At 69.4% G+C, this 24,391-nt stretch carries 23 protein-coding genes and 1 tRNA gene; 9 read left to right on the forward strand and 15 right to left on the reverse strand.

Annotated elements, in window-relative coordinates:
- Positions 1-70: 70 nt before the first annotated feature.
- From ACFVAV_RS32935 to pdhA, 4 genes are all read right to left on the reverse strand, one after another.
- Positions 71-874, reverse strand: coding sequence for an SDR family oxidoreductase (locus ACFVAV_RS32935; RefSeq protein WP_379039509.1), 804 nt, complete (start codon positions 872-874; stop codon positions 71-73).
- Positions 875-996: 122 nt separating this feature from the next.
- Entirely contained in the window at positions 997-2,331 is a 1,335-nt protein-coding gene (locus tag ACFVAV_RS32940) for a dihydrolipoamide acetyltransferase family protein (protein WP_379039511.1), read from the reverse strand.
- Between the two features lie 14 nt (positions 2,332-2,345).
- Positions 2,346-3,320: an alpha-ketoacid dehydrogenase subunit beta gene (locus ACFVAV_RS32945; protein ID WP_379039512.1), complete on the reverse strand. Its 975-nt coding sequence runs from the start codon at positions 3,318-3,320 to the stop codon at positions 2,346-2,348.
- The gene (gene pdhA / locus ACFVAV_RS32950; RefSeq protein WP_379039514.1) at positions 3,317-4,399 is read right to left on the reverse strand and encodes a pyruvate dehydrogenase (acetyl-transferring) E1 component subunit alpha; all 1,083 of its coding nucleotides are present in this window, start codon (positions 4,397-4,399) and stop codon (positions 3,317-3,319) included. The genes ACFVAV_RS32945 and pdhA overlap by 4 nt, the downstream gene beginning before the upstream one ends.
- 171 nt (positions 4,400-4,570) lie before the next feature.
- Here pdhA and ACFVAV_RS32955 point away from each other — a divergent pair, with 171 nt between their 5' ends.
- Positions 4,571-5,065, forward strand: a complete 495-nt coding sequence (locus ACFVAV_RS32955; protein ID WP_189031043.1) for an Lrp/AsnC family transcriptional regulator — start codon at positions 4,571-4,573, stop codon at positions 5,063-5,065.
- 127 nt (positions 5,066-5,192) lie between these two features.
- The gene (locus tag ACFVAV_RS32960; RefSeq protein WP_379039515.1) at positions 5,193-5,720 is read left to right on the forward strand and encodes a hypothetical protein; all 528 of its coding nucleotides are present in this window, start codon (positions 5,193-5,195) and stop codon (positions 5,718-5,720) included.
- 31 nt (positions 5,721-5,751) lie between these two features.
- On the opposite strand, the gene ACFVAV_RS32965 is transcribed toward ACFVAV_RS32960, so the two are convergent.
- The 3 genes from ACFVAV_RS32965 to ACFVAV_RS32975 form a co-directional block, all read right to left on the reverse strand.
- Positions 5,752-6,063 carry a helix-turn-helix domain-containing protein gene (locus ACFVAV_RS32965; protein WP_379039516.1) on the reverse strand — a complete coding sequence of 104 codons (312 nt, stop codon included), beginning with the start codon at positions 6,061-6,063 and terminating at the stop codon, positions 5,752-5,754.
- On the reverse strand, positions 6,063-6,404 hold the full coding sequence (locus ACFVAV_RS32970) for a type II toxin-antitoxin system RelE/ParE family toxin (protein ID WP_378856634.1): 342 nt from the start codon (positions 6,402-6,404) through the stop codon (positions 6,063-6,065). The genes ACFVAV_RS32965 and ACFVAV_RS32970 overlap by 1 nt, the downstream gene beginning before the upstream one ends.
- 70 nt (positions 6,405-6,474) lie before the next feature.
- Positions 6,475-7,680 (reverse strand): benzoate/H(+) symporter BenE family transporter, encoded by a 1,206-nt coding sequence (locus ACFVAV_RS32975; protein ID WP_379039518.1) that lies wholly within the window; start codon positions 7,678-7,680, stop codon positions 6,475-6,477.
- A 336-nt stretch (positions 7,681-8,016) separates the two neighbouring features.
- On the opposite strand from ACFVAV_RS32975, the gene ACFVAV_RS32980 reads away from it, so the two are divergent.
- Positions 8,017-8,835, forward strand: coding sequence for a sulfurtransferase (locus ACFVAV_RS32980; protein ID WP_379039519.1), 819 nt, complete (start codon positions 8,017-8,019; stop codon positions 8,833-8,835).
- Between the two features lie 175 nt (positions 8,836-9,010).
- On the opposite strand, the gene ACFVAV_RS32985 is transcribed toward ACFVAV_RS32980, so the two are convergent.
- Positions 9,011-9,697, reverse strand: a complete 687-nt coding sequence (locus ACFVAV_RS32985) for an HNH endonuclease family protein (RefSeq protein WP_379039520.1) — start codon at positions 9,695-9,697, stop codon at positions 9,011-9,013.
- A 44-nt stretch (positions 9,698-9,741) separates the two neighbouring features.
- The gene (locus tag ACFVAV_RS32990; RefSeq protein WP_379039522.1) at positions 9,742-10,104 is read right to left on the reverse strand and encodes a hypothetical protein; all 363 of its coding nucleotides are present in this window, start codon (positions 10,102-10,104) and stop codon (positions 9,742-9,744) included.
- Between the two features lie 199 nt (positions 10,105-10,303).
- Between ACFVAV_RS32990 and ACFVAV_RS32995 the strand changes: the two genes are divergently transcribed.
- Both ACFVAV_RS32995 and ACFVAV_RS33000 read left to right on the forward strand, forming a co-directional pair.
- Positions 10,304-13,189 (forward strand): DEAD/DEAH box helicase, encoded by a 2,886-nt coding sequence (locus ACFVAV_RS32995; RefSeq protein ID WP_379039523.1) that lies wholly within the window; start codon positions 10,304-10,306, stop codon positions 13,187-13,189.
- Positions 13,189-13,938: an SWIM zinc finger family protein gene (locus ACFVAV_RS33000; RefSeq protein WP_379039524.1), complete on the forward strand. Its 750-nt coding sequence runs from the start codon at positions 13,189-13,191 to the stop codon at positions 13,936-13,938. The genes ACFVAV_RS32995 and ACFVAV_RS33000 overlap by 1 nt, the downstream gene beginning before the upstream one ends.
- A 2-nt stretch (positions 13,939-13,940) precedes the next feature.
- Here ACFVAV_RS33000 and ACFVAV_RS33005 read toward each other — a convergent pair whose 3' ends face one another.
- The 3 genes from ACFVAV_RS33005 to icmF form a co-directional block, all read right to left on the reverse strand.
- Positions 13,941-14,348, reverse strand: a complete 408-nt coding sequence (locus tag ACFVAV_RS33005; protein WP_379039525.1) for a DUF3224 domain-containing protein — start codon at positions 14,346-14,348, stop codon at positions 13,941-13,943.
- Positions 14,349-14,397: 49 nt separating this feature from the next.
- Positions 14,398-15,465, reverse strand: a complete 1,068-nt coding sequence (locus ACFVAV_RS33010) for an amidohydrolase family protein (RefSeq protein ID WP_379039526.1) — start codon at positions 15,463-15,465, stop codon at positions 14,398-14,400.
- Between the two features lie 94 nt (positions 15,466-15,559).
- Complete coding sequence (gene icmF, locus ACFVAV_RS33015; RefSeq protein ID WP_379039527.1) at positions 15,560-18,781, reverse strand: fused isobutyryl-CoA mutase/GTPase IcmF; 3,222 nt, start codon at positions 18,779-18,781, stop codon at positions 15,560-15,562.
- A 134-nt stretch (positions 18,782-18,915) separates the two neighbouring features.
- Between icmF and ACFVAV_RS33020 the strand changes: the two genes are divergently transcribed.
- Positions 18,916-19,884: a DUF2157 domain-containing protein gene (locus ACFVAV_RS33020; RefSeq protein WP_379039528.1), complete on the forward strand. Its 969-nt coding sequence runs from the start codon at positions 18,916-18,918 to the stop codon at positions 19,882-19,884.
- A 1-nt stretch (position 19,885) separates the two neighbouring features.
- On the opposite strand, the gene ACFVAV_RS33025 is transcribed toward ACFVAV_RS33020, so the two are convergent.
- The gene (locus ACFVAV_RS33025; RefSeq protein WP_379039529.1) at positions 19,886-20,437 is read right to left on the reverse strand and encodes a hypothetical protein; all 552 of its coding nucleotides are present in this window, start codon (positions 20,435-20,437) and stop codon (positions 19,886-19,888) included.
- Between the two features lie 95 nt (positions 20,438-20,532).
- Between ACFVAV_RS33025 and ACFVAV_RS33030 the strand changes: the two genes are divergently transcribed.
- A complete protein-coding gene (locus tag ACFVAV_RS33030; protein WP_379039530.1) occupies positions 20,533-21,606 on the forward strand; it encodes an enoyl-CoA hydratase/isomerase family protein in 1,074 nt (357 codons plus the stop codon).
- A gap of 68 nt (positions 21,607-21,674) precedes the next feature.
- Positions 21,675-22,469 (forward strand): enoyl-CoA hydratase, encoded by a 795-nt coding sequence (locus ACFVAV_RS33035; RefSeq protein ID WP_379039532.1) that lies wholly within the window; start codon positions 21,675-21,677, stop codon positions 22,467-22,469.
- On the opposite strand, the gene ACFVAV_RS33040 is transcribed toward ACFVAV_RS33035, so the two are convergent.
- Entirely contained in the window at positions 22,466-23,524 is a 1,059-nt protein-coding gene (locus ACFVAV_RS33040; RefSeq protein ID WP_379039533.1) for a hypothetical protein, read from the reverse strand. The genes ACFVAV_RS33035 and ACFVAV_RS33040 overlap by 4 nt on opposite strands.
- A 67-nt stretch (positions 23,525-23,591) precedes the next feature.
- Entirely contained in the window at positions 23,592-24,137 is a 546-nt protein-coding gene (locus ACFVAV_RS33045; protein ID WP_379039534.1) for a MarR family winged helix-turn-helix transcriptional regulator, read from the reverse strand.
- Positions 24,138-24,277: 140 nt separating this feature from the next.
- Between ACFVAV_RS33045 and ACFVAV_RS33050 the strand changes: the two genes are divergently transcribed.
- Positions 24,278-24,349 (forward strand) — tRNA-Cys (locus ACFVAV_RS33050).
- Positions 24,350-24,391 lie beyond the last annotated feature (42 nt).

The following is a 24,391-nucleotide window of genomic DNA, read 5'->3' on the forward strand; positions in this document are numbered from 1 at the left end:
GCACTCGGCGGACACTCACCGGCCAGCCGCGTTCCCAACCTCTCAGGTCAGTACAACTAGCGAGCGGTTCTCACCCGCGCAGCATCGCCTGGAACCGGCGCATGCCGGCAATCCATCGGTCGTAGTCGGAGCCCTTGTTCCGGTACATCTGCAACACCTCCGGGTGCGGCAGGATCAGGAAATGTTCGGCGGCCATCGCCTCGACCACGGTGTCGGCGACCTCCTCGGGCGAGAGCACCGCGCCCGCGGTCGTGACCGCCTTGATCGCGAGCGCCGCCGCCTCCGGCGAGCCGGGAATCAGATCGCCGCTGAGCAATCTGGTATCCACACCCATCGGGCACAGGCAGCTGACCCGAACGCCCTTGTCGCCGTAGGTGACCGAGAGCCATTCGGCGAACCCGACGGCCGCGTGCTTGGTCACCGAGTAGGGCGCCGAACCGATCTGAGTGAGCAGCCCGGCCGCCGACGCGGTGGACACGAAGTAGCCGCCGCCGCGCTCCACCCAGCCTGGGACGAGCAGTTTCGCGGCGCGGACGTGCGCCATCACGTTCACATCGATGGCGGCTGCCCACTGGTCCTCGGTGCTGTCCAGCCCGGGCCCGCCACCGATCCCCGCGTTCGCGAAGTACAGATCGACCGGCCCGAACGCACTCTCGGCGGCCTCGATCAACGCGGCGACCACCTGCTCGTCACCGACATCACCCCCGACCGCGACCGCGCTGTCGCCCAGCTCACCGGCGACTTTCGCGGCGGTGTCCGCGTCGAGATCGGCGACCACCACCCGCGCTCCACCAGCGACGAGACGGTGGGCGAGCGCGGCGCCGATACCCGCCCCCGCGCCGGTGACGATGGCGACTTTTCCTGCTATCTCCATGCCCGCACCCTAACGGCGACCACGTCGCGTCGCACCCGATCGCCAGGCGCGCACCCGCCCGGTGTGCCGACGCCGAGACGCTGCGCCGCTGTCTCCGCCGAGTGACGGATCGGCGATATCGCTCAGACGCGGCTGAGCAGCGTCAACGGGTCCTCCAGGAAGCCCGCGGTGGTCGCGAGGAAGCGCGCGCCGAGCTCGCCGTCGATCATCCGGTGGTCGAAGCTGAGCCCGAGCGTGGTCACCCAGCGCACGGCCAGTTCGTCGCGGAACACCCACGGCCGCTTGCGGATCGAGCCGAGGCACAGGATCGCGGCCTCGCCCGGATTCACCAGCGGCACCCCGGAGTCGACGCCGAACACCCCGACATTGGTGATCGTGAACGTGCCGCCGCGCAGATCGGCGGGGGCGGCATTGCCCGAGCGGGCCGTCGTGGCCGAATACGCGATTTCCCGGCACAGCTCGCGCAGGTTCAGCGACTGCGCGTCCTTGAGGTTGGGCACCAGCAGCCCGCGATCCGAGGCGACCGCGATCCCCAGATTCACGTAATGCCTGGTGACGATCTCCTGGTTCTGTTCGTCCCAGGCGGTGTTGATCCCCGGATATTCCGCGAGCGCCGCCAGCGTGGCCTTGGCGACCAGGGCCAGCGGGGTGAGGGTGAGTCCCTCGAACGACTTCGTCGTGCGCAGGTGGTCGAGCAGTTCCATCGAGGCCGTGCAGTCGACCGTGACGAACGTGCTGGCCTGCGGGATCGTGCGGGCGCTCGCCAGCATCGCGGCGGCGGTGCGCTTGCGGATGCCGGTGATCGGCGTGCGTTCCTCGCGGGCCATCGGCTCGATCAGGCCGCCGTCGGCATCGCCGGCATGCCCGTTCGCCGGTGTGGGCGTCACGTCGGCGAGCCGGGCCGGTGTGCGCGGGGCCGTCACCGGGACGGCCGAGCGCACGTCCTCGACGGTGACCGCGCCCTCGGGGCCCGAGCCGGCGACGAACCACAGATCGATGCCGAGTTCCTTGGCCAGCTTGCGCGCCGCGGGCGTCGCCGCCGCCCGGTGGGTGCTCGGCGTGTTGGCCGCCATCGCGGCCGCCGGGACGGACTTACTTCTGCGCGACGTGGATTCGGCTTCCGGGCCGTAGCCGACCAGCACGTCGTTGCGGGCGACGGACTCCGCGGTCGGCGGTGCGGTGACCTCGAGATCGTTGCGCACCCGGATCAGCGGCGCACCGACCGGCACCGTGTCGCCCGGCTGGGCCAGCAATTCCACGACCACACCGGAGAACGGCGACGGCAGCGCGACGACCGCCTTCGCGGTCTCCACCTCCGCGATGGTCTGGTTCAGTTCCACCGTGTCGCCGACCGCGACGGCCCAGGACACCAGGTCGCCGTCGGCGAGGCCCTCACCCAGGTCGGGGAGGCGGAATTCGAGAACATGACCGTCGTCGTCGGCGGCTTGTTCCGGCACAGTGGCACCTTTCGTCACGCGGCAAGACAGCGGTCGACCGCCGCCAGAATGCGGTCGGCGTCGGGCAGGTGGTGCTTTTCGAGCTTAGCCGGGGGGTAGGGGATGTCGTAGCCGCCGACGCGCAGCACCGGCGCCTCGAGGTGATAGAAGCAGCGTTCGGTGACGCGGGCGGCGATCTCGGCGCCGAGCCCGGCGAAGACCGGCGCCTCGTGCACGATGATCAGCCTGCCGGTCTTGTCGACCGATTCCGCGATCGTGTCGACATCGATCGGCGAGAGACTGCGCAGATCGATCACCTCCAGCGAATGCCCTTCCTCTGCCGCGATCTTCGCCGCCGTCAGCGCGGTGGCGACGGTGCCGCCGTAGGCGACCACGGTGGCGTCGGCGCCGCGGGTGCACACCCTGGCCCGGTGCAGCGGCAGATCCGGTTCGCCTTCGAAATCTACGTCGGCTTTGTCCCAATAGCGACGTTTCGGCTCGAAGAACACCACCGGATCGTCGAGGGAGATCGCCTGGCGGATCATCGAATACGCGTCGGCGGGGGTGCTCGGGCAGACGACACGCAGTCCGGCGGTGTGCGCGAAGTACACCTCGGGCGATTCCGAGTGGTGCTCGACGGCGCCGATGCCGCCGCCGAACGGAATGCGAATCGTCAACGGCGCCTTCACCTTGCCGCCGGTCCGGTAGTGGATCTTGGCGACCTGGGAGACGATCTGGTCGAAGGCGGGATAGACGAAGCCGTCGAACTGGATCTCCACCACCGGCCGGTAGCCGCGCAGCGCCATGCCGAAAGCCGTGCCGACGATGCCGGATTCGGCGAGCGGGGTGTCGATGACGCGGTTGTCGCCGAAGTCCTTCTGGAGTGTGTCGGTCACCCGGAACACGCCGCCGAGCCTGCCGATGTCCTCACCGAGCAGCACGACTTTGGCGTTGTCCTCCATCGCCCGGCGCAGGCCGGTGTTGAGGGCGGCGGCGAAGGTGGTGATCATGATTGCGCTCCTTCGGCGAGGTAGGCCGAGAACTGGTGCGCCTCTTCTGTGATCAGCGGGTGCTCGGTCGCGTAGACATGGTCGAACATGCGCACCGGGTCCGGGTCGGGCATCTCCAGCGTCGCGGTGCGCACGCGGCGGGCGACGTCGTCGGCGGTGTCGGCGACCCGGCGGGCGAACTCGGGGTCGAGGTGGCCCTCGCGGTCGAGCAGCAGGCGGATGCGCTCGATCGGGTCGCGGTGTTCCCAGTACTCGGTGTCGGCGGCGGTGCGGTACCTGCTGGGGTCGTCGGCGGTGGTGTGCGGGCCCATCCGGTAGGTCATCGCCTCGATGAACGTCGGGCCGCCGCCGGTGCGGGCCCGTTCCACGGCCTGGCGGGTGACGGCGAGGACGGCCAGCACATCGTTGCCGTCGACCTGCACACCCGGGATGCCGTAGCCGTCGGCCCTGCGCACCAGCGGCACGTGACTCTGCACGGCGACGGGTTCGCTGATCGCCCACTGGTTGTTCTGGCAGAAGAACACCACCGGCGCGCTCCACGCGGCCGCGAAGCCGAGCGCCTCGGCCATGTCGCCCTCGCTGGTCGCGCCGTCGCCGAAGTAGGTGATGGTGGCGATGTCGGCGCCGTCGAGGTGGGCGGCGTAGGCGTAGCCGGTGGCGTGCAGGCCCTGGGAACCGACCACGATGTTGGCGTTGGTCATGTTCACCGCGTGCGGGTCCCAGCAGTGGTGGGCGACGCCGCGCCACAGGGCGGTCAGCTGCTCGGGCGGCACGCCACGGCAGTAGGCCACCGCGGTCTCGCGGTAGGAGCAGAAGACGTAGTCGTCGGGGTGCAGGGCGTGTGCCGAGCCGACCTGGGCGGCTTCCTGGCCGAGTAGCGGCGGCCACAGGCCGAGCTGGCCCTGGCGCTGTAAGGCGGTCGCTTCGACATCGATCCGGCGGGTCACGACGAGGTCCTGATAGAGCTGCCGCAACCGCTCGGCATCGATGTCGGCCACCAGCGCGGCGTGCTCGCGATCGAACACGCGCTTGCCGTCCGGCTGCACCAACTGGACCGGATAGGTCTGTTTCTCCGACATCGAGATCGCCTCCTCGGCACCGCGCCTTGTGGGCCCGATGCAGGTACGACAATCGCTGAGTGCGATGTGTATCACTCAGCATCCACAATAACGCCGACTGCGCAAGCGATCGACATGGGAATGAGCAGAGTGCATGGTCTGGAGGGTTCGAACACTGTCATACTGCGTTGTATGACAAGTCGCGAACCCGACGCCGTGACTCTCGACGCCACCGACGCGCGGCTCCTGCGCGAGTTGATCGCCAACCCGCGGGCCACGGGTGTGGAACTGGCCGCCCGGCTCGGCTTGTCACGCAACACCGTGCAGGCCCGGCTGGCCCGCTGGGACAGCGGCGGGGTACTCGGCAGCTTCGAGCGCCGGGTGGAACCGCGCGCCCTCGGCTATCCCCTGGCAGCCTTCGTCGCGGTGGTCGTCGATCAGCACCAACTCGATGCCGTCGTCGACGAATTGGCCGACGTCCCCGAGGTCACCGAGGTCTGCGGCATGACCGGCTCCACCGACCTGACGGTCCGCATCGTCGCCCGCGACGCCGACGACCTCTACCGCATCGCCGGCCAGATCCTCAAGATCCCCGGCGTCGAACGCACCAACATGGCCCTGGTCATGCGCGAACTCGTCGGCCCGCGCACCGGCCCGCTGCTGGACCGGCTCGCGGGCCCGAGCTGAGTCGCGACCGGGGTGTCGGCCGTCGGGCGGTCATCGGCAGATCGGTTGGCGTTCTTGTCGCCGGACCGCGATACTGTTGTCCGCGAGTCGGTTCGGTAGATCCGGGCCTGAAGATGGGGTGGGAAGTATGTCGAAGCGCAGTGTTTTCGTCGTGGCCGTGGCCGTGGCAGCGATGGCGGTGACGGTTGCCGGTTGCGCGAGTTCGGATCTGTCGAGCGGTTCGGCGGGCACGTCGAAGAGTTCGGCCTTGGCCGCGCCGGTGGTGCCGTCGATGCCTGCTCTGCCGCTGCTGGATCGGCGTGCGGGCAATGGTGAGATCGTCCAGCAGGCCGGATTGAACGGCGCCGGGACCTTGCGCATCGACAACGGCAACAGCGACGACGTCGCCGTGGTGGTGGCGAACGGCAATCCCGCATCGCCACAGGCGACCATCTACGTGCGGGGTAACTCGAAGGCCACCCTCAGCGGCATCGCCGGAACCTATTACGTCTATCTGAAGACCGGCGCCGACTGGGACCAGGCCACGCTCAGCTTCACCCGCGACCGCCAGTTCCAGAAGTTCGACGACTCCTTCGACGCCGGCTCCGACTGGGAGATCACCCTGCAGCCCTCGATCGGCGGAAACGCCAGCACGAGCGACGTTCCCGCGTTCTGACCCAGAGGTCCTCGGATACGGGCGGGTGGCCTCACGCGATCGTGTACGCCTCGTCACCGAATCGTGCGACAACCTGGATCTCGCCACCGAGCGCCTCGACGTACTTGCGAATTGTTTCGATCCGCGAACGTTCGATCTCTCCGTGCTCGATCTTCGATACGGTGCGCTGCCCGATACCGATCTTGTTACCCAGTTCGGTTTGATTGAGCTGCTGTGCTTCTCGAAGTTCGGCGAGTCGGTAGGCGCGCTCGACGGAGCGCATCTTCTTCCTCGTGGCGGCGACCCGCGCCTGGTCGTATCCGCCCTGTGGATGCCGCGAGCGGCTGGTGTCGTATAGCTCCATCAGTCCAGTCTTCCTATGTGCTCGTCGAATATGCGATCGGCAATCGGGATGTTGTCCCGATACCACTGCTGCCATTGGTTCGTCTTGTCGCCGGCGATCAAGAGAATTGCCGATCGTTTCGGGTCGAACGCGAAAATGATCCTGGCGTTCGAGCCTGGGATTCGTAGCTCCTTCATATTCGAATGCCTCGATGTACGCAGGGAGTCGACCCATGGGCGACCGAGTGCAGGGCCTCTTTCCTCCAATTCCTGACGCGCTGCTTCGTAGTGGTCGAACATGACATCGTCCAAGCTGTCGACCCAGTTCAGGACCTGCTTGGTGAGGTAGATTCGCCAACCCACTGGGTCAACCATACTCCCTGCAGGGTCTAGAACCTAGGGGTGGTAAAGGTTCGAATCGTTGGATGGGAAGTTAGGTGCTCCGCGGCAGGAACCGCCGCACTGTCAGGCCTGCGATCAGGGCCCAGAAGGCGCCGCCGATGCCGAACAGGGTGGTGCCGGAGGCGGCGACGAGGAAGGTGACCAGGCCTGCCATGCGGTGGCCGGGGTCGCTGAGGGCGCCGGTGAGGGCTGCGGCGAGGGTGGCAAGGAGGGCCAGGCCCGCGACGGTTTCGAGGGTGCCCGCCGGGGCTGCCGCGATCAGGGTGACCAGCGCGGCGGAGGCGAGGCCGAGGATCAGGTAGGCGGCGCCCGCGGTGGCGGCGGCGATCCAGCGGCGCTTGGGGTCGGGGCTCGCGCCGGGGGCGGCGGAAAGGGCCGCGCTGATCGCGGCGAGGTTGATCGCGTGGCCGCCCGCGGTGGCGCCCGCGATGGTGCCGATTCCGGTGACCAGCATGGACGCCCGCCACGGCACCTGGAAGTCGAACGAGCGCATCACCGCGACACCGGGGATGTTCTGTGAGGCCATGGTGACGATGTAGAGCGGCACCGCGATGCCGACGATCGCCTGCCAATGCCAGTGCGGCGCAGTCCATTCCACGGTCGGGGCCATGGCGGACAGATCCAGGTGCCGGTCGCGGACCGCGATGTCGATCCCGGTGCCGATCGCCGCCGTGGCGAAGGCGACCAGCACCGCCCATTTCGGCGCGTACCGCTGCAGCACCAGCCACACCACGATGACCGGCACCACCACGGCGGGCGAGGTGGCCAGTGCCCGCACCGGCGCCAGGCACAGCGGGACGAGCACACCGGCCAGCATGGCCTGCGCGATCGGCACCGGGATCGCCGCGACCAGCGAGCCGAGCCGTTGCCACAGTCCGGTGATGACGATCAGCACGCCCGTGACCGCGAACGCCGCGACCGCGCCCGGCCAGCCACCCGCGACCAGTCCGGTGCTCGCCAGCAGCGCCGCACCCGGTGTCGACCAGGCCAGCGTGATCGGAATCCGGTACCGGACGCTGAGCAGCAGGATGCCGATGCCCTGCGTGAAACACAGGATCATCAACCCGGATGCCGCCTGGGCCGGGCTCGCGCCCACCGCCCGCAAGCCGCTCAGCACCACCGCGAACGAACTGGTGAACCCGACCAGCGCGGTGATCGCGCCCGCACCGAGCGGCTGAGCGATACCCGCCCGTTGCTCGGTGACATCGTCGGGCGGGGTGGTGGTGACCTGCGACATTGTGCAGATACTGCCCGGCGGCCGGGCCGGTGTCGCCTGCCAGTACCGCGAAAGTGGACTGATCTGTGTTCGCCCCGATCGGTCCAGTTCGCCGCATGCGTCGACGGCCGCGCTGACCGTTCACTATCGCGCTGATCGGTCGAAATCGGGACCATCGCAGCGTCGAGTGATTCTCAGCGCATGCCCGCAGTCCGCCGGTGCGCCCACGCGTGGGCCGAGCGAGCGTACGCCGTGGTCGATGGTGCTCGCGTGCGTTCGGTACCGGTGGGCCGGTCGCACTGCGTAGGGTGGCGACAGCGGGGGTCTCGGCAGGTACGACGGTGGTGAGGAGCGGGAGTGGTTGCGGTATTGATCTCCCCGGAGGAACTCCGGGAAGAACTGGCGGACAAGAAGATCCATCTGCTCGATGTGCGGTGGGCGCTGGGTGATCCGGACGGCCCGCAGCACTATCTGGACGGGCACATTCCCGGCGCGGTGTTCGTCGACCTGGAGACCGAACTGGCCGCCGCGCCCGCGCCCGCGCGGGGCCGGCATCCGCTGCCCGATGCCGGCACCTTCGAGAAGTGCGCGCGCAGCTGGGGCCTCGGCGCAGGCGAGCCGGTCGTCGTCTACGACGCGACCAGCGGTATGGCCGCGGCGCGAGCCTGGTGGCTGTTGCGCTGGGCAGGCGTCGATGACGTCCGGATCCTCGACGGCGGCCTGCCCGCGTGGATCGCGGCGGGCGGCGAACTCGCCACCGGCGCCGAAGCCGACCCGGTATCCGGCGACCTGGTGATCCGCCCCGGCTCGCTGCCGGTGATCGACGCCGACGCCGCGGCGAGCTGGTCGGGCCTGCTCCTCGATGCCAGAGCAGGCGAGCGGTACCGCGGCGAGGTGGAACCCGTCGATCCGCAGGCCGGGCACATTCCCGGCGCGATCAGCGCCCCGACCACCGAGAACCTGGACGACACCGGATACTTCCGCAGCGCCGAGGAGCTTGCCACGCGGTTCGCCGGATTCGGTGAAGGCCCGGTCGCGGTCTACTGCGGCTCCGGCGTGACGGCCGCCCACCAGATCGCGGCACTCGCCATCGCCGGGATTCCGGCCGCGCTGTACCCCGGCTCGTGGTCCCAGTGGTCGAACGATCCGAAGCGGTCGGTCGCCACCGGCGCTTGACGAGACGTCGCCCAGGAACCGGCAGGGCCGCGCACGGAATGGTGTCGCTGCGGTCGGCCGCCACCTGTGCGCAACCGGTCGTCTGCGCGGTGATCCGGCACGGCCACGTGCGGAACGGGGTCGCTCGCGTCGGCCGCGCTGAGCGCTCGCCGAGCATCGGTCGGGAGCACGAGTATCACGGGCAGCCGCGGGCGACCTCGTGCAGCGCGGCGTTGTCGGCGGCGGTGATCGGGAGGTCGTAGTCGAGGGCGACGGTGAGGTACTTGGCCGCGTAGAAGCAGTGGTTCGGGCGGGCCGGTGGCAGCCAGTCGGCGGGGGTGTCGTCGCCTTTGGCCTGGTTGGTGGACGCGCCGGTGGCGAGCAGGTTCACCGACAGGTCGTTGGCGAAGCGCAGTCTGCGGTCGGGTGACCAGTGGGCGGCGCCCATGTCCCACGCGGCGGCCAGCGGGTAGACGTGGTCGATCTGGATGCGTCCGCCGTCGGACTTGCGGAAAGTGAGGTCGGTGCCCGTATACGGGTCGGTGAGCACGCCCTCGACGACCACGCACCGGCCCCGCCGCACCATCTCCCGCAACTGGGCGGCGAGCACGTTGTTGCGGGTGTCGCAGCCGTCGTGGCCGCCCGGCGCGTCGGTGTCGTCGGACCAGGCGGTGCCGAACACGCACGCCTGGCCCGCCTTGCAGCCGCGTTCGTAGCCGCCGGGGCGTGGCCGGGCGGCGATCACCCGCACCCGGTCGAGCAGCGCGGTCACCTCGGCGCGCGTCGGACTACCGGGCGCGGGCATCGCCGGATCGTCCGGTGTGAGCACAGCACAACCCGCGACCGCGAGCACCGTGCCGAGCAGCCCAGCCCATTTCCGCATATCTGCAGGTTGTAGCTGGTGCTACCGACAGATATGCCGAACGGCTACAACCAGGCGCGGGCCAGGATGTCGTCGGCGGCCACTTCGCTGGCATGGGGTGGGAACCGCGTCGCCGCGATCGAGGAGATGTGCGTGCCGTCGTGGCCGACCAGCCACGACCCGCCACGGTCCTCGCACTCGGCGATCTTGGCGAACACGGTGAGCAGGAAAATGATCGAATCGCGCGGATCGGCGGTGTGTGCCAGGCGCTGGGATTCACCGGGCCTGGACAGGTCGAGCCACACGCCGGACTGGCCGTCCAGACGCATGCCGACGATCTTTCCGGTATCGATGAACGTGAATTTGCGCCGTTCCCACGGGGTTGTCGGGGTATAGCTCTGCTCGAGAACCTGGAGCAGAATCGTCATCACTGCCCTCCGCACGCATACAAGGGGTTCATCGGCCGAGCCGGAGCGAGCCCGGTTCGCCTGGGTCGGTATGTAGTTGTCGCCGGTGGGTGGTCCGGCCCGTGACCAGGGGATACCCCAGTATGTTCCGGGATCGGCGAGAAATCCAGCGGAGGAGGGGCCGCGCCGGGTGTCGGTGCCGCCTGCTTGGATGGTCTCCATGCTGCACGGTCTGTGGTCCCCCGGGGCCGGCCTGCTGCTGTGGCACGACGGGGAACCGGTCGCCGTCGGTTCGGTGCTCGGCGACATCCTGGAGCGGGCCAGGTTCCGGCACCGCGCCCAGGTGCTGGTCGTCGATGCCGCAGGGCAGACCGACACCGCCGAGGTACGCGCGCACGCGCTCGCGCCGCCGACGGCGGCCGTTGTGCTGCGCAGCAGGCTGCCCCACGAGAACATCTCCGGCGATCTGCGCTTCCTCGGGCACGTCGCCCGCGGCGTCGAACGGTGGGTGCGGGCGGGCCGGGTGGTGCCGCAGGTCGAGCGGGCCGACGGCCAGTGGTGGGTGCGCTGGCGGCTGGTCGGCGGACAGCGGCAGCGGGCGTGGCTGGCCGAGCTGGCCGCCGCGATGCCCGCGGCGCTGCGGGTCGCGGGGTCGCCCGCCGCCGTGCTCGACGACCTGGTCACCGAGCTCACCGACCCGATCGCCCGCGAATACCTCGCGCACCGCACGATGACACACCCGATCCTGCAGGCCCTGGTCGGTGACACCCCGCTCGACGTCGGCTCCTACCGGCTGGCCGAGACCCTGGGGCAGTGGCGGGCCGGCTACGCCGCCGACGAACCCGAACTCGTGCTGCGCCTGTGCGAACCCGACGGTGAGTTCGGCACCGCCGACGATTCGGTGGCGCTGTGGCGGCTGCAGGTTTGCCTGCGCCCGGTCGACGATGCGCCGAAACCCGTTGTGCTCGACGATGATCCGGTCCTCGTCCGGACCGCCGCCGAGAAGCTCGGCCATGCGCGCAAGGCCTACCCGCGCTTGCGTGACCTGCCCACCGACCCGCGCGGCCTGGACCTGCTGCTGCCCACCGAGGTCGTCGCCGACCTGGTCGCCCATGGTGCGCATGCCCTGCAGGAGGCGGGAATCCGGCTGCTGCTGCCGCGCGCCTGGAATATCGCCGAACCGAGCATGCGGCTGCGGGTGAGCAGCCCGGCCGCCGCCGAATCCACCGTCGGACTGAGTGGATTGCTGTCCTACCGCTGGGAATTGGCGCTCGGTGACCTCGTGCTCACCAAGCCCGAGATGGAACGGCTGATCCGCAGCAAGTCGGATCTGGTGCAGCTGCGCGGGGAATGGGTGCAGGCCGACCACCGGGTACTGGCCGCGGCCGCCCGCTATGTCGCGATGCACGCCGACGACACGCCGATCACCCTGGCCGACATGATCGGTCAACTCGCCGCCGAACGCGTCGACGACGTCCCGGTCACCGAGGTCACCGCCGACGGCTGGGCGGCCGAATTGTTCGCCAGGGAAGGCGAGCCCGAGCCGGTGCCGGTGCCGATCGGCCTGAAGGCTGAGCTCCGCCCCTATCAGGAGCGTGGGCTGAGCTGGTTGGCCACGATGAGCCGACTCAACTGCGGCGCGATCCTGGCCGACGACATGGGCCTGGGTAAGACGGTGCAGGTGCTGGCATTGCTTGCGCACGAGCGTGAGTACGCGGCAGTCGACCGTGGCGGGCGGGCTCTGACGGCCGCCGGTGATCTCGAAGTAGAGGTCGACCAGGGCGGACGTACGGCTCCGCTGGAGGGGGCTCAGGTCGGGCCGACGCTGCTGGTGTGCCCGATGTCGGTGGTCGGCAACTGGCAGCGCGAAGCGCAGAGGTTCACTCCGGATCTGCGGGTGCTGGTCCACCACGGGCCGGGACGGCTGACGGGTGCGGAATTCGCTGCGGCGGTGACAGATGCGGATCTCGTCGTCACTACCTACTCGCTCCTGGCCCGTGACGCGACCCTGCTGAGCGAACAGCAGTGGGAGCGGATCGTGCTCGACGAGGCCCAGCACATCAAGAACGCCGCCACCAGGCAGTCGCGGGCCGCGCGCGCACTGCACGCACGACATCGGCTGGCGCTCACCGGTACCCCGGTGGAGAACCGCCTGGAGGAACTGCGCGCGCTGTTCGACTTCGCCATGCCGAAACTGCTGGGCAGTCCGCAATCCTTCCGGGCCAAGTTCGCGGTGCCGATCGAACGGGAACGCGACCAGCAGGCCGTCGACCGGCTGCGGTTGATCACCGATCCGTTCGTGCTGCGCAGGCTCAAGACCGATCCGGCGGTCATCAGCGATCTGCCGGAGAAGCTGGAGATGACGGTGCGGGCCAACCTCACCGTCGAACAGGCCGCCCTCTATCAGGCCGTGGTCGACGACATGCTGGCGAAGCTGAAGGACGCGAAAGGCATGGCGCGCAAGGGCGCCGTGCTCGGCGCGCTGACCCGGCTCAAGCAGGTCTGCAACCATCCCGCGCATTTCCTCGGCGACGGTTCGCCGATCCTGCGGCGCGGCAGTCACCGCTCCGGCAAGCTGGCCCTGGTCGAGGACGTGCTCGACGCGGTCATCGCCGATGGCGAGAAAGCGCTGCTGTTCACCCAGTTCCGCGAATTCGGCGACCTGGTGCTGCCGTACCTCACCGAGCGTTTCGGCACGCCGATTCCGTTCCTGCACGGCGGCGTCACCAAGCAGCGCCGCGACGACATGGTGACCGGTTTCCAGGGCGAGCACGGCCCGCCGCTGATGCTGCTCTCGCTCAAGGCGGGCGGCACCGGCCTCAACCTGACCGCCGCCAATCACGTGATCCACCTGGACCGCTGGTGGAATCCGGCGGTGGAGAACCAGGCCACCGACCGGGCGTTCCGGATCGGCCAGCAGCGCGCGGTGCAGGTCCGCAAGCTGGTCTGCGTCGACACCATCGAGGAGCGGATCGACGAGATGATCAGCGGCAAGAAGCAATTGGCCGAACTGGCGGTCGGCGCGGGGGAGAACTGGATCACCGAACTGAGCACCGACGAACTGCGCGAACTGTTCACCCTCGGCGCCGAGGCGGTGGGTGACTAGTGGCCGATTTCAGTCAGTTCGGTCCGCGCAGGCCGGTCACCGGCGGCGCCAAGGCCCGCGGCGGCTTCGGCCGGACCTGGTGGGGCAAGTCGCTGCTGGACGCGGTGGAGAAGGTCGCCGACGCGGGCAGGCTTTCGCGCGGGCGCACCTACGCCAGGGTCGGACAGGTGGTGAACTACCGGATCGAACGCGGCGCCGTCACCGCGGAGGTGCAGGGCAGCCAGCCCAGCCCGTTCACCTCGGTGCTGGCGATGCGCCCGCTGCGCGACGAAGAGGTCGAGCTGCTGCTCGCCGAGATCAGGGAGGCGCCGGGCATGCTCGCCGAGATCGCCTCCGGCGCACTGCCACCCGCCCTCGGCCCGCACCTGCTGCCGACCACCGCCGCCGAGCTGGACTTCTCCTGCAGCTGCCCCGACATGGGCTGGCCGTGCAAGCACGTCGCCGCGGTCTGCTACCTGCTCGCCGAACGACTCGACGAGCAGCCCAGCGAGATCCTCACCCTGCGCGGCCTCGACCTGGACGCCCTCATCGGCGGCGTCGAGAAGTCCACCCGCACCACCGAAGCCGGCGATCCCTACGGCGATCAGCTCACGCTCCCCGAACTGCCCCGCATCGAATTCCACGCCGTCATCGAGGATCTCGACCCGATCCCGCTGCGCCGAGCCCTGCGGATGGCGACCGAGGACGAGCAGACAGCGGCGACCGGTCTGCGCGAATTACGGTCGCTGTATCCCGAATTCGACAGCTGAGGTCAGGGCAGGTCGTACTCGAACCAGATGTGGTGGCCGCCGGTGGCATCGACGTAGAGCGCACCGGTGCCGGTGATGCCGGTGAGCTCGCCGGTGCCGCTCGCGGGCACGATGTGGAAGAACTCGTCGGTGCGATCGGTGCCACCGGTGGTGGCCGAGTGGACGAAGTTGAACGCGCCGGCCTTGTCGTCCAGTGCGCCCTCGAACGACTCCATGGCGATGTAGGTGCCCGCCCCGGAGGACATGTCGAACGCCGCGGTGAACAGCGTCGCCGAGGTGCCCGTGATCTCGCCGGCGTAGACCTTCGTCATGCGGGTCACGCCGACGGGCAGCCCGGTGCTGATGGGTGGCTGCGGCTGCAGGTCGGTGGGGTCGAACGCGGTGACTTCGAACGTGCCGGTTGCCTTCATGCCGGCGATGCTAAACCGGGCCACCGACAGCCGCCGGGACCGCGGCGATTCACGATGCCGTGTCCACCCGGTACACGCGGGCGGCATTGCCGCCGAACACCTTCCGCAGCGTGTCCTGGTCGGCGCCCGCCTCGGTGAGCGCGGTGGCCACGGTGTCGACCGCGCCGGTGATGCTGGTGATCGGCTTGTCGACCGGGAAGTTCGAACCCCAGATCAACCGGTCGGGGCCGAACACCGCCAGCGCGTGGGCGAGCAACGGCCACACCCGCTCGACCAGCTCCGGCACCGGCGTCGGGGCGCCGCGCGGTGGCACCGGATGACCGAGCACCGGCATCATCAGCCCGCTCACCTTGGCCACGACCTGGGGCTGGGCGGCCAGGTCGGTGAGGTCGTCGCGCCAGCGGGCGAACAGGGCCTCGCGCTGGGCAGCGGTGTGCCCGGTGTTCTTGCCGACCGGTCCGAAGATGCCGGCGGGCGTTCCCAGATGGTCGAGCACGATCGGCACCTCGGGGAAGCGCTCGGCCAGCGCCGTCACATCGGGGAGCTGCACCGAGTACACCCAGGCGTCGAAGGACAGGCCGCGCTGGGCGAGCTGGGTGAAACCGTTCAGGAAGGCGGGGGCGGTGAGGGCGCTGTCGTTCGGCGCGAACGATTTCACGGCCGGATCGGGATGGTGGGCGACCATGGTCCTGATCCCGCGCAGCAGCGGCGAGGCCGATTGATGCGCGTCCAGGACCGCGCCGAAGTCCGCGGCGGCGGGATCGGCCGACGCGATGATCGCGGCCAGGGCCGGGGTGTCGACACCGAACGGCAGACTGGCCACCCATCGGGTTTCGTCGGGCTTCCAGCCGGTCCATTCCACTTCGATGTGCGCGATCGCGTCCACCCGGGTCGTCCCGAGGTCGGCCCGGTAATCGGCGGGCAGATACGGACCCAGATAGGCGGACGGGTCACCGACGAATTCGCGGTCGCGCCGTGGCGCCAGTTTCGCCGCGATATCGACCGGCAGCGGGAGATACCGCAGCAGGGTGGCGAGCTTGCTGAATTGGCGAGGTGTCGTGCGTGGATCCCACTGGTGGATGTGCGCATCGATGATGTCGAGGTCCGTCAGGTCCATGCTCTACGTCCCATCGCCGCCGCTGCCCTGTGCTGGCGGCAATTGTCACACGCGGGCGCCGGGTGTGGCTGGATGCACGCTCCCGGCTATCGCGTCAGACGGTTCGTCGATACTGTCCACCGACCGCGAAGAATGCGTCGGTGACCTGCTGCAGCGTGCACACCCGCGCCGCGTCCATCAGCACGTCGAAAATATTGCCGTCGGTATGGGCGACCTCGGCCAGCCGGGCCAGCGCATGATGGGATTCCTCGGCGTTCTCGTCCTGGAAGGCGCGCAACCGGTCCAGTTGGGAACGGCGTTCCTGCTCGGTGCCGCGGGCTAGTTCGAGCGGGCCGTGCGCGGCGCCGTCGTCGTGCCCGCGGAAGGTGTTCACGCCGACGATCGGCAGCGATCCGTCGTGTTTGCGCTGCTCGTAGCGCATCGACTCGTCCTGGATGCGGCCGCGCTGATAGCCGGTCTCCATGGCGCCGAGCACGCCGCCGCGTTCGCTGATCCGCTCGAATTCGAGCAGTACCGCCTCCTCGACCAGGTCGGTGAGCTCGTCGATGACGAAACTGCCCTGCAGCGGATTCTCGTTGACCGCCAGTCCCCATTCCTTGGCGATGATGAGCTGGATCGCCAGCGCCCGGCGCACCGAATCCTCGGTGGGGGTGGTCACCGCCTCGTCGAAGGCATTGGTGTGCAGGCTGTTGCAATTGTCGTAGACGGCGATCAGCGCCTGCAGCGTGGTGCGGATGTCGTTGAACTGCATTTCCTGCGCGTGCAGCGAACGACCCGAGGTCTGCACGTGGTACTTGAGTTTCTGCGCGCGCTCGCCGCCGCCGTAGCAGTCGCGCATCGCGATCGCCCAGATGCGTCGGGCGACGCGGCCGATCACCGTGTATTCGGGGTCCATGCCGTTGGAGAAGAAGAACGACAGATTCGGCGCGAAGTCGTCGATCGCCAGGCCGCGGGCGAGATAGGTCTCCACATAGGTGAATCCGTTGGCCAGGGTGAAGGCCAGCTGACTGATCGGGTTCGCGCCCGCCTCGGCGATGTGATAGCCGGAGATTGACACCGAATAGAAATTGCGCACGTCGTTGCGCACGAACCATTCCTGGATATCGGCCATCATCCGCAGGCTGAATTCGGTGGAGAACAGGCAGGTGTTCTGGCCCTGGTCCTCCTTGAGGATGTCGGCCTGCACGGTGCCGCGCACGGTGGACAGGGTGCGCGCCCGCACCTCGGCCGCCTCCGCGGGGGTCGGCTCGCGGCCCTCCGCATCCGTGAAGCGTTGCAGCGCTTGATCTATCGCGGCATTGAGGAAGAACGCGAGGATGGTGGGCGCGGGGCCGTTGATCGTCATCGACACCGAGGTGGTCGGGGCGCACAGGTCGAAACCGTCGAACAGGGTGCGCATGTCCTCGATGGTGGCCACCGAGACACCGGAGGTGCCGACCTTGCCGTAGATGTCGGGGCGTTCGGCCGGGTCGTGGCCGTAGAGGGTGACAGAGTCGAACGCGGTGGACAGCCGGGTCGCCTCGGCGTGCGCGCTGAGGACCTTGAACCGGCGATTGGTGCGCGCCGGATCGCCCTCGCCGGCGAACATCCTGGCCGGGTCCTCGTTGTCCCGCTTGAACGGGAAAACGCCTGCGGTGAACGGGAATCGGCCCGGCAGGTTCTCGGCGCGCAGGAAGCGCAGCAGCTCGCCGTCGTCGGTGTAGCGGGGCAGGGCCACGCGCGCGATGCTGGAGCCGGACAGCGATTCGCGCCGCAGCGGGGTGCGGATCTCGCGGTCGCGCACCCGGACCACCTGCTCGTCGCCACGGTAGCTCTCGGCGACGGCGGGCCACTCGGCCAGCAGCGCGGTCGACTCGGGGGACAGCGCGGTGCGGGCGGCGGCCAGCAGCTCGGCGACCGCCGCGTCGTCGGGCAGTTCGTCGTTGACCAAGCGCAGTCGTTGAATGCGTTGCGCCGCAGCGCCTTCCCGCGCGGTGTCGGCGTGGTAGGCGCGGACCGTCTCGGCGATCTCGGCCAGGTAGCGCACTCGCGAAGGCGGCACCAGCTGGGCGAACCGGGTGGAGACCTTGGTGTCGACGTGCGGCAGGGCGCCCGGCTCGACGGTGAGTCCGTGCTCGGTGAGCAGGCCGATCAGATGGTGGTAGAGGGCGGTGACGCCGTCGTCGTCGAAGGTGGCGGCGCTGGTGCCGAAGACCGGCATGTCCGCCGGGGCGGCGCCGAATTCGGCACGGTTGCGGATCAATTGGCGGGCCACGTCGCGGATCGCGTCCGCCGCGCCACGGCGTTCGTACTTGTTGACCGCGACGACGTCGGCATAGTCGAGCATGTCGATCTTCTCGAGCTGGGAGGCGGCGCCGAACTCCGGCGTCATCACATACAGCGCCACGTCGACGTGATCGACGATGCCCGCGTCGCCCTGGCCGATGCCGGGCGTCTCCAGGATCACCAGGTCGTGGCCCGCGGCCCGGCAGGCGGCGATCATGGTGTCGATGTCGTCGGGTAGTTCGTGATTGCCGCGGGTGGCCAGCGAACGGAAGTACACGTGCTCGCCGTCGAGCGCGTTCATCCGGATGCGGTCGCCGAGCAGCGCGCCGCCCGCCCGGCGCCGGGTCGGGTCGATCGCGAGGACCGCGATGCGTAGCTTGTCCTGCTGGTCGGTGCGCAGCCTGCGCACCAATTCGTCGGTGAGCGAGGACTTTCCCGACCCGCCGGTGCCGGTGATGCCCAGGACCGGCACCCGGCGCTTGTCCGCCGCCGCCAGGATCGCGGTCCGGTCGGCTTCGGGCAGTGCGCCCTGCTGCAGGCAGGTGATGGTGCGCGCCAGGGCATTCCGGTCACCCGTGTAGAGCGCGTCGAGGTCGGGCAGTGTCTCGGCGGGATCGACATCGCAGACCCGGATCAGTTCGTTGATCATGCCGGGCAGGCCGAGCCGCTGACCGTCCTCGGGGGAGAAGATCCGCACGCCGCTGCGCGCGAGCCGCTCGATCTCCTCGGCGACGATCACGCCGCCGCCACCGCCGAAGATCCGCACGTCACCCGCGCCCGCTTCGCGCAGGGCCTGGGCCAGGTACTCGAAGAACTCGATGTGCCCGCCCTGATACGAGCTGACCGCGACGCCCTGGACGTCCTCCTCGACGACCGCGTCGACGATCTCGCGGACCGATCGGTTGTGGCCCAGGTGGATCACCTCGGCCCCCTGGGACTGCAGGATCCGCCGCATGATGTTGATCGCCGCGTCGTGCCCGTCGAACAACGCCGCCGAGGTCACGAACCGCACGGGATGGACCGGCACGTGCAGTGCGCTGGACTCGCTCATGACCGCCTCCGCAGGTGATGGGCGCCCAATATTAGGACGTCCAACTAATTCTAGTATGAACTGGGTCACCATGGTGCGAAACGCGGCGTGCGTGATTCGGTCGAAACATCACCGCAGCTCGACATACTCGACGGATGGTTCGCGAACATCGGGTGGGTGTGGCGCTGGAGCGGCTGGTGGCGGCGGGGGTGATCAGCGGTGAGCAGCGCGGGGCGGTGTTGCGGGCCGTGGATGCCGAGGAACACGCGGGGCGGGCTAGTGCGGGCCGGGTGACCGCCGAGATCGTCGCCTACCTCGGTGCGGGCTTGGTGGCCGCTGGTGTGGCGCTGTTCCTCGGGCGGGCGTGGACGGATGTGGCGCAGACCGGTCGGGTGGTGTTGTTGCTGGTCGTCGCCGGTTGTGCGGCCGGGGGAGCGGTGGTGCTGGCCGGCGGCTGTGACGGGGTGTTCCGGCGGGTGCCGATCGCCTCGGCGGGGCGAAGCAGGCTCGCGGCGGTGCTGCTCGTGCTGGCCGCCGGCGCGGTGTGCGGTGCGGTGGCCACGGCCTTCGGCGACGGCGGTGGGGAAGCCGCGGAGATCACGGCATCGGTCGCGGGGCTGCTGATGGCGGTCCTCGGCTATCTGCTGGTGCCCAGTGTGCTCGGCATGGTCGCGATGGGCGGGTTCGGTATCGCGAGTGTCGTGAACGTGACGTCGGAGCTGTTCGACTACCGGTCCGCGTGGCCCGGTGTGCTGTTGCTGCTGTTCGGTGCGCTGTGGTTCGTGCTCGCCTGGGCCCGGCTGTTCGTCGCGGAGTGGGCCGGCTATCTGATCGGCGGGCTGATCGCGGTGGTGGGCGCGCAATCGGTGACGATCGGCGAATCGCCGTGGCGGCCGGTGCTGACCGCGCTGGTCGGGGCGCTGTGTCTGGTGCTGTACGCGATCCGCCGGGAGCCGGTCCTCGTGCTCGGTGGCGCGGCGGCGGTGGCGGGCGCGGTCGCCCAGGCGGTCGCCGACTACACCGACGGCGGGCCCGCCGTCGCGAGCGTGGTGCTGGCGAGCGGCGCGGTCGTGCTCACCGTCGGCCTGGTCGTGCTGGTCGTCGGGCCGAGACAGCCGGACTGAGTCAGCGGATCAGGGTGGTTTCCTGTGCGCGGATGGTGCGGAAGAATCGCGGTCCCACGTCGGCGCCGTCGTGGTTGTAGCTGTCGATGATCTCGGCCAGCTCGTCGGCCAGCCTGCGCAGGTCCGCGGTCGCCGTGGTGCGGTCGAACTCGTCGGATTCCCAGCCCCACGCGGGCGGGATGCCGTCGATGGTGACGACGATCTGATCGGCGAACGGTGTGGTAACCGCCACCGTGAGTTCGGCGGGCGCGGCCGCGAGCGGGCTGTGCACCGTCAGCTCGCTCGGTCCGCCGACGACGGCGAAATTCCGGGCGAAGGCGATGTCGTCGCGGACCGACTCGACGATCGACGCGGTGCTCGCGTGCCTGCCGGGGCGATCGTGCCGTGCGCCGTAGACGCGGTCCGATGACGCGGGAGAAGCGTTGTGGCTGTGGGAGTTCCGCAGAATCCGATCGAGCATGCGCTGCGCGGTGGCTCGCTCGCCCGCGCCGGTGTTCTCGTGCTCGATCAGCGCGCGCAGCCGGGTGATCCGCACGAAATGGTCGGTGCCCATGCCCCGATTGTGCCCCAGCGGGCCGCGGTGGCATGCGTCACATCGCGTACGCCGGAGTTTCGGATGCGCGGATGGCCGACTTTATCGTGACCAGCATGAGTGAAGCGGAAGTGCTGTTCGAGGTACGCGACGGGCTCGGCCTGATCACCCTGAACCGGCCGCGCGCGATCAACGCGCTCAACCACTCGATGAGCCTCGCGATCACCGAGGCGCTGGGTACCTGGGCCGCCGATCCGGCGATCCGGACCGTCGCGATCGTCGGTGCGGGCGAGCGTGGCCTGTGCGCGGGCGGCGACATCGTCGCCATCCACCGCGACGCCAAGGCGATCAACGACGGCGGTCCCTCGGCGCCGGTGCTGCTGCAGACCGCGACCGCGGCGTTCTGGCGCGACGAATACCTGCTCAACGACCTGATCGGCAGCTACCCGAAGCCGTATGTGGCGATCATGGACGGCATCGTGATGGGCGGCGGTGTCGGCGTGTCCGCGCACGGCAGCCATCGCATCGTCACCGAGCGCTCGCAGATCGGCATGCCGGAGACCGGCATCGGTTTCGTCCCCGACGTCGGCGGCACCTACCTGCTCTCGCACACGCCCGGTGAGCTGGGCACCCACGTCGCGCTCACGACCGCCCGGATGGGCGCGGGCGACGCCATCACGGCCGGCTTCGCCGACGCCTTCGTGCCGTCGGCCGACCTGCCCGCCCTGCTCGACGCGCTGCGCACCACCCCCGCCGACGAGGCCATCGCCCGATTCGCCACGCCCGCACCGGAATCCGAGCTGGCGGCGCAGCGCGACTGGATTGATGCCTGCTACGCCGCCGACACCGTCGAGGAGATCGTCGAGGCACTGCGCTCGGCCGGCTCGCCCGAGGCGACCAAGGCCGCCGAGGACCTACTGGCCAAGTCGCCGGTCGCGGTGAAGGCCACCCTGCGCGCGCTGCGTAATGCCCGCACGCTGCCGTCGTTGGCCGCCGCGCTGAATATCGAATTCCGGATCACCGTGGCCGCGTTGAGCACTCACGATCTGGCCGAGGGTATCCGCGCCCAGGTGATCGACAAGGACCGCACGCCGCGCTGGTCGCCCGCCACGCTCGCCGAGGTCACCGCGGCCCAGGTCGACGCCTACTTCGCCCCGCTCGGCACGGGCGAACTGGGTTTGCCCGCGTAGCCGGTGGACGATCCGGCTCGGTATCGTCTTGCACCATCCGTGACCGCTGATGAACAAGAGGGTGCCTGGTGACCGATTTCGAGACGATTCTGCTGGAACGCAAGGGTGGCAGCAAGGGTAAGGGCGGGGTCGGCTGGATCACGCTGAACCGGCCCAAGGCGCTCAACGCTCTCAATGCGCAGGTCCTCGACGACGTCATCGGCGCGCTCGACGAGCTCGAGCGCGACGACTCGATCGGCGCCGTGGTCATCACCGGATCGGAGAAGGCCTTCGCGGCCGGGGCCGACATCAAGGAGATGGCGCCCAAGTCGTACATGGACATGTACATGTCCGATTTCTTCGCCCGCTGGGACCGGCTGGCGAACTTCCGCAAGCCGACCATCGCCGCGGTCGCGGGCTACGCCCTCGGCGGCGGCTGTGAGCTGGCGATGCTGTGCGACATCCTGATCGCCGCCGACACCGCCAAGTTCGGCCAGCCCGAGATCAAACTCGGCGTGATCCCCGGCATCGGCGGCTCACAGCGGCTGACCCGCGCGATCGGCAAGGCCAAGGCGATGGACCTGATCCTGACCGGCCGGAATATGGGTGTGGAGGAAGCCGAGCGCGCCGGTCTGGTGTCACGGATCGTGCCCGCCGACCAGCTGCTCGACACCGCGCTCGAGACCGCCCAGACCATCGCCTCGATGTCGCTGCCGGTCGCGATGATCGCCAAGGAGGCAGTGAACCGCGCCTTCGAGACCACGCTCGCCGAGGGCCTGCTGTTCGAGCGCCGGGTGTTCCACTCGCTGTTCGCCACCGACGATCAGAAGGAAGGCATGGCCGCCTTCGTCGAGAAGCGCCCGCCGAACTTCACCAACAGCTAGTTCTGTTTCAGGCGCAGCGAACCATCAATGAGCTGGGCAGGAGTCGGCGCGGTGCCCTGTTCGGGTAACCGCGCCGACGAATTGTCGGTGCCGAGCAACCCGGCGATCGTCCCGCCCAGTGTCGCCGTCACCGCCACCGCGGCGATGAGTTTTCGGCGGCCGGGCCCCTGCGGCCCGGCGCGCGTAGACAGTGCCGCCCCCGCCCGCAGGCGCGGCATGCGCAGGCGAGACGGGCGCTGCGCCGCCAGGAGAACCGCGCCGCGCGCCGAGACGTAGTCGGGCTCGGGGTCGTAGACGATGGGCAGGCCGATTCGCTGGGCCAGGTCGGCGCGCAGGGTCGGGTTGCGGGTGCAGCCGCCGAGCAGCACCAGCGCGCCCGGTTGCACGCCGGTCTCCTCGACCAGCTGACGCACGAACGAGGCCGAATGATGCAGCCCGGCCTCGCACAGTTCGGCCAGATCGCTGCGGGTCACCACCGCCCGGCCGCCGGTGTCGGCGTCGGCCGCGGTCACCACCCGCGCCTGGCTCAGCGACTCGCGGTGCGCGCGGCTGGTGCGCGCGTCGGCCAGCACCCCGCCGCGGGCCAGTTGCCAGCGCAGCAGGGCGTCGTAGCCGTCGCCGCTGAGGACGGTGCTGCGCTTGCTCGCCAGAATCGTGTCGGTGCGGCAATCGGCATGGGTGACAGTCAAACCCGAGCAGCCGAGGTCGTAGAGGATCACCGAGGCGCAGGCGGGCAGCATGCCGGTGAAACGCAGATAGCGCAATTGCGCCAGCGGTTCGTCGACGATGCCGACACCGGAGCCGACCGCCGCTCTGATCGCGTCGGCGTGCAGCTCGCTGCGACAGGTCACCGCGGCGGCCGTGACGCACTCGCCGCGCGCGAGCGCCGCCACGCGCATCCGGCGGATCGCCGACAACACCGCTTCTTCGACCGATCCGCCCGCCCTGCGCGGTAGCCGGATGTGGTCCACCGGCGGCAGGTGCGGCTGATCGGAGTGGGTCAGCACGGCGCGGGCACCACCCGCGCCCGCCGATACCCCCAGGACCAGCACCATGGGCTACATGGTGGACCAATTTCCGCTACCTGCCAAGCGAGTCGGCCGGTGATTCGCCCGTCGGTTGCTATGTCGCGTGGAATGCGAGGTTTTGCTCGCCGGAATCCTCATAGTCGCCCGCCTCGTGGCGGAACTCGGCGAGCAGCGTCAGCAGTTCGCGGATCCGGTCCGGTGGCAGTCCCGGCTCGGCGAACACCTGCGCGTTCAGCGATGCGGTCGCCTCGGCGACCAATTCCCTTCCCGCGTCGGTGATCTCGATGAGCGTCGCGCGCCGGTCGGTCGGATGTGGCACCCGGACCACCAGACCGGCGGCCTCGAGTCGATCCACGGTATTGGTCACGCTCGTCGGATGCACCTGCAAGCGCGCACTGGCCTTGGCCATCGGCAGGGCGCCGGTCTTGCTGAAACTGAGCAGTTGCAGCAGTTCGTAGCGGGAGAAGGTCAGGCCCGAGGGTTTGAGCGCCTCGTCCACCCTGGCCATCACGATCTGCTGCGCCCGGACCAGCGAGGTCACCGCGGCCATGCCGTCGGCGACCGCACCCCAGCCGTGCCCGGTCCACTGCCGATGTGCTTCGGCGATCGGGTCATGCGGAAGCGGTCGTGGCCGAGACATGGCATTGATCATCGCATAGTGCCAGGTCGCCACGGCTCAGGTGCGTCGCATGGACCGGGCCGCGTGCGTTGCCCGAATTACGCTCACGCTGAGCACAACCATGGTCAGCCGGGCCCGGCCACGGCAATCTCTAGGGCGAGGCGGGCGTGGCTGAGTGGTTGAGGCAACGGTCTGCAAAGCCGTTTACGCGGGTTCAATTCCCGCCGCTCGCTCGATGGACCGGCTGAACATGATGGGTGTTCAGCCGGTCCGCG

This window comes from Nocardia sp. NPDC057663 (assembly GCF_042799895.1).
Taxonomy (GTDB): Bacteria; Actinomycetota; Actinomycetes; order Mycobacteriales; family Mycobacteriaceae; genus Nocardia.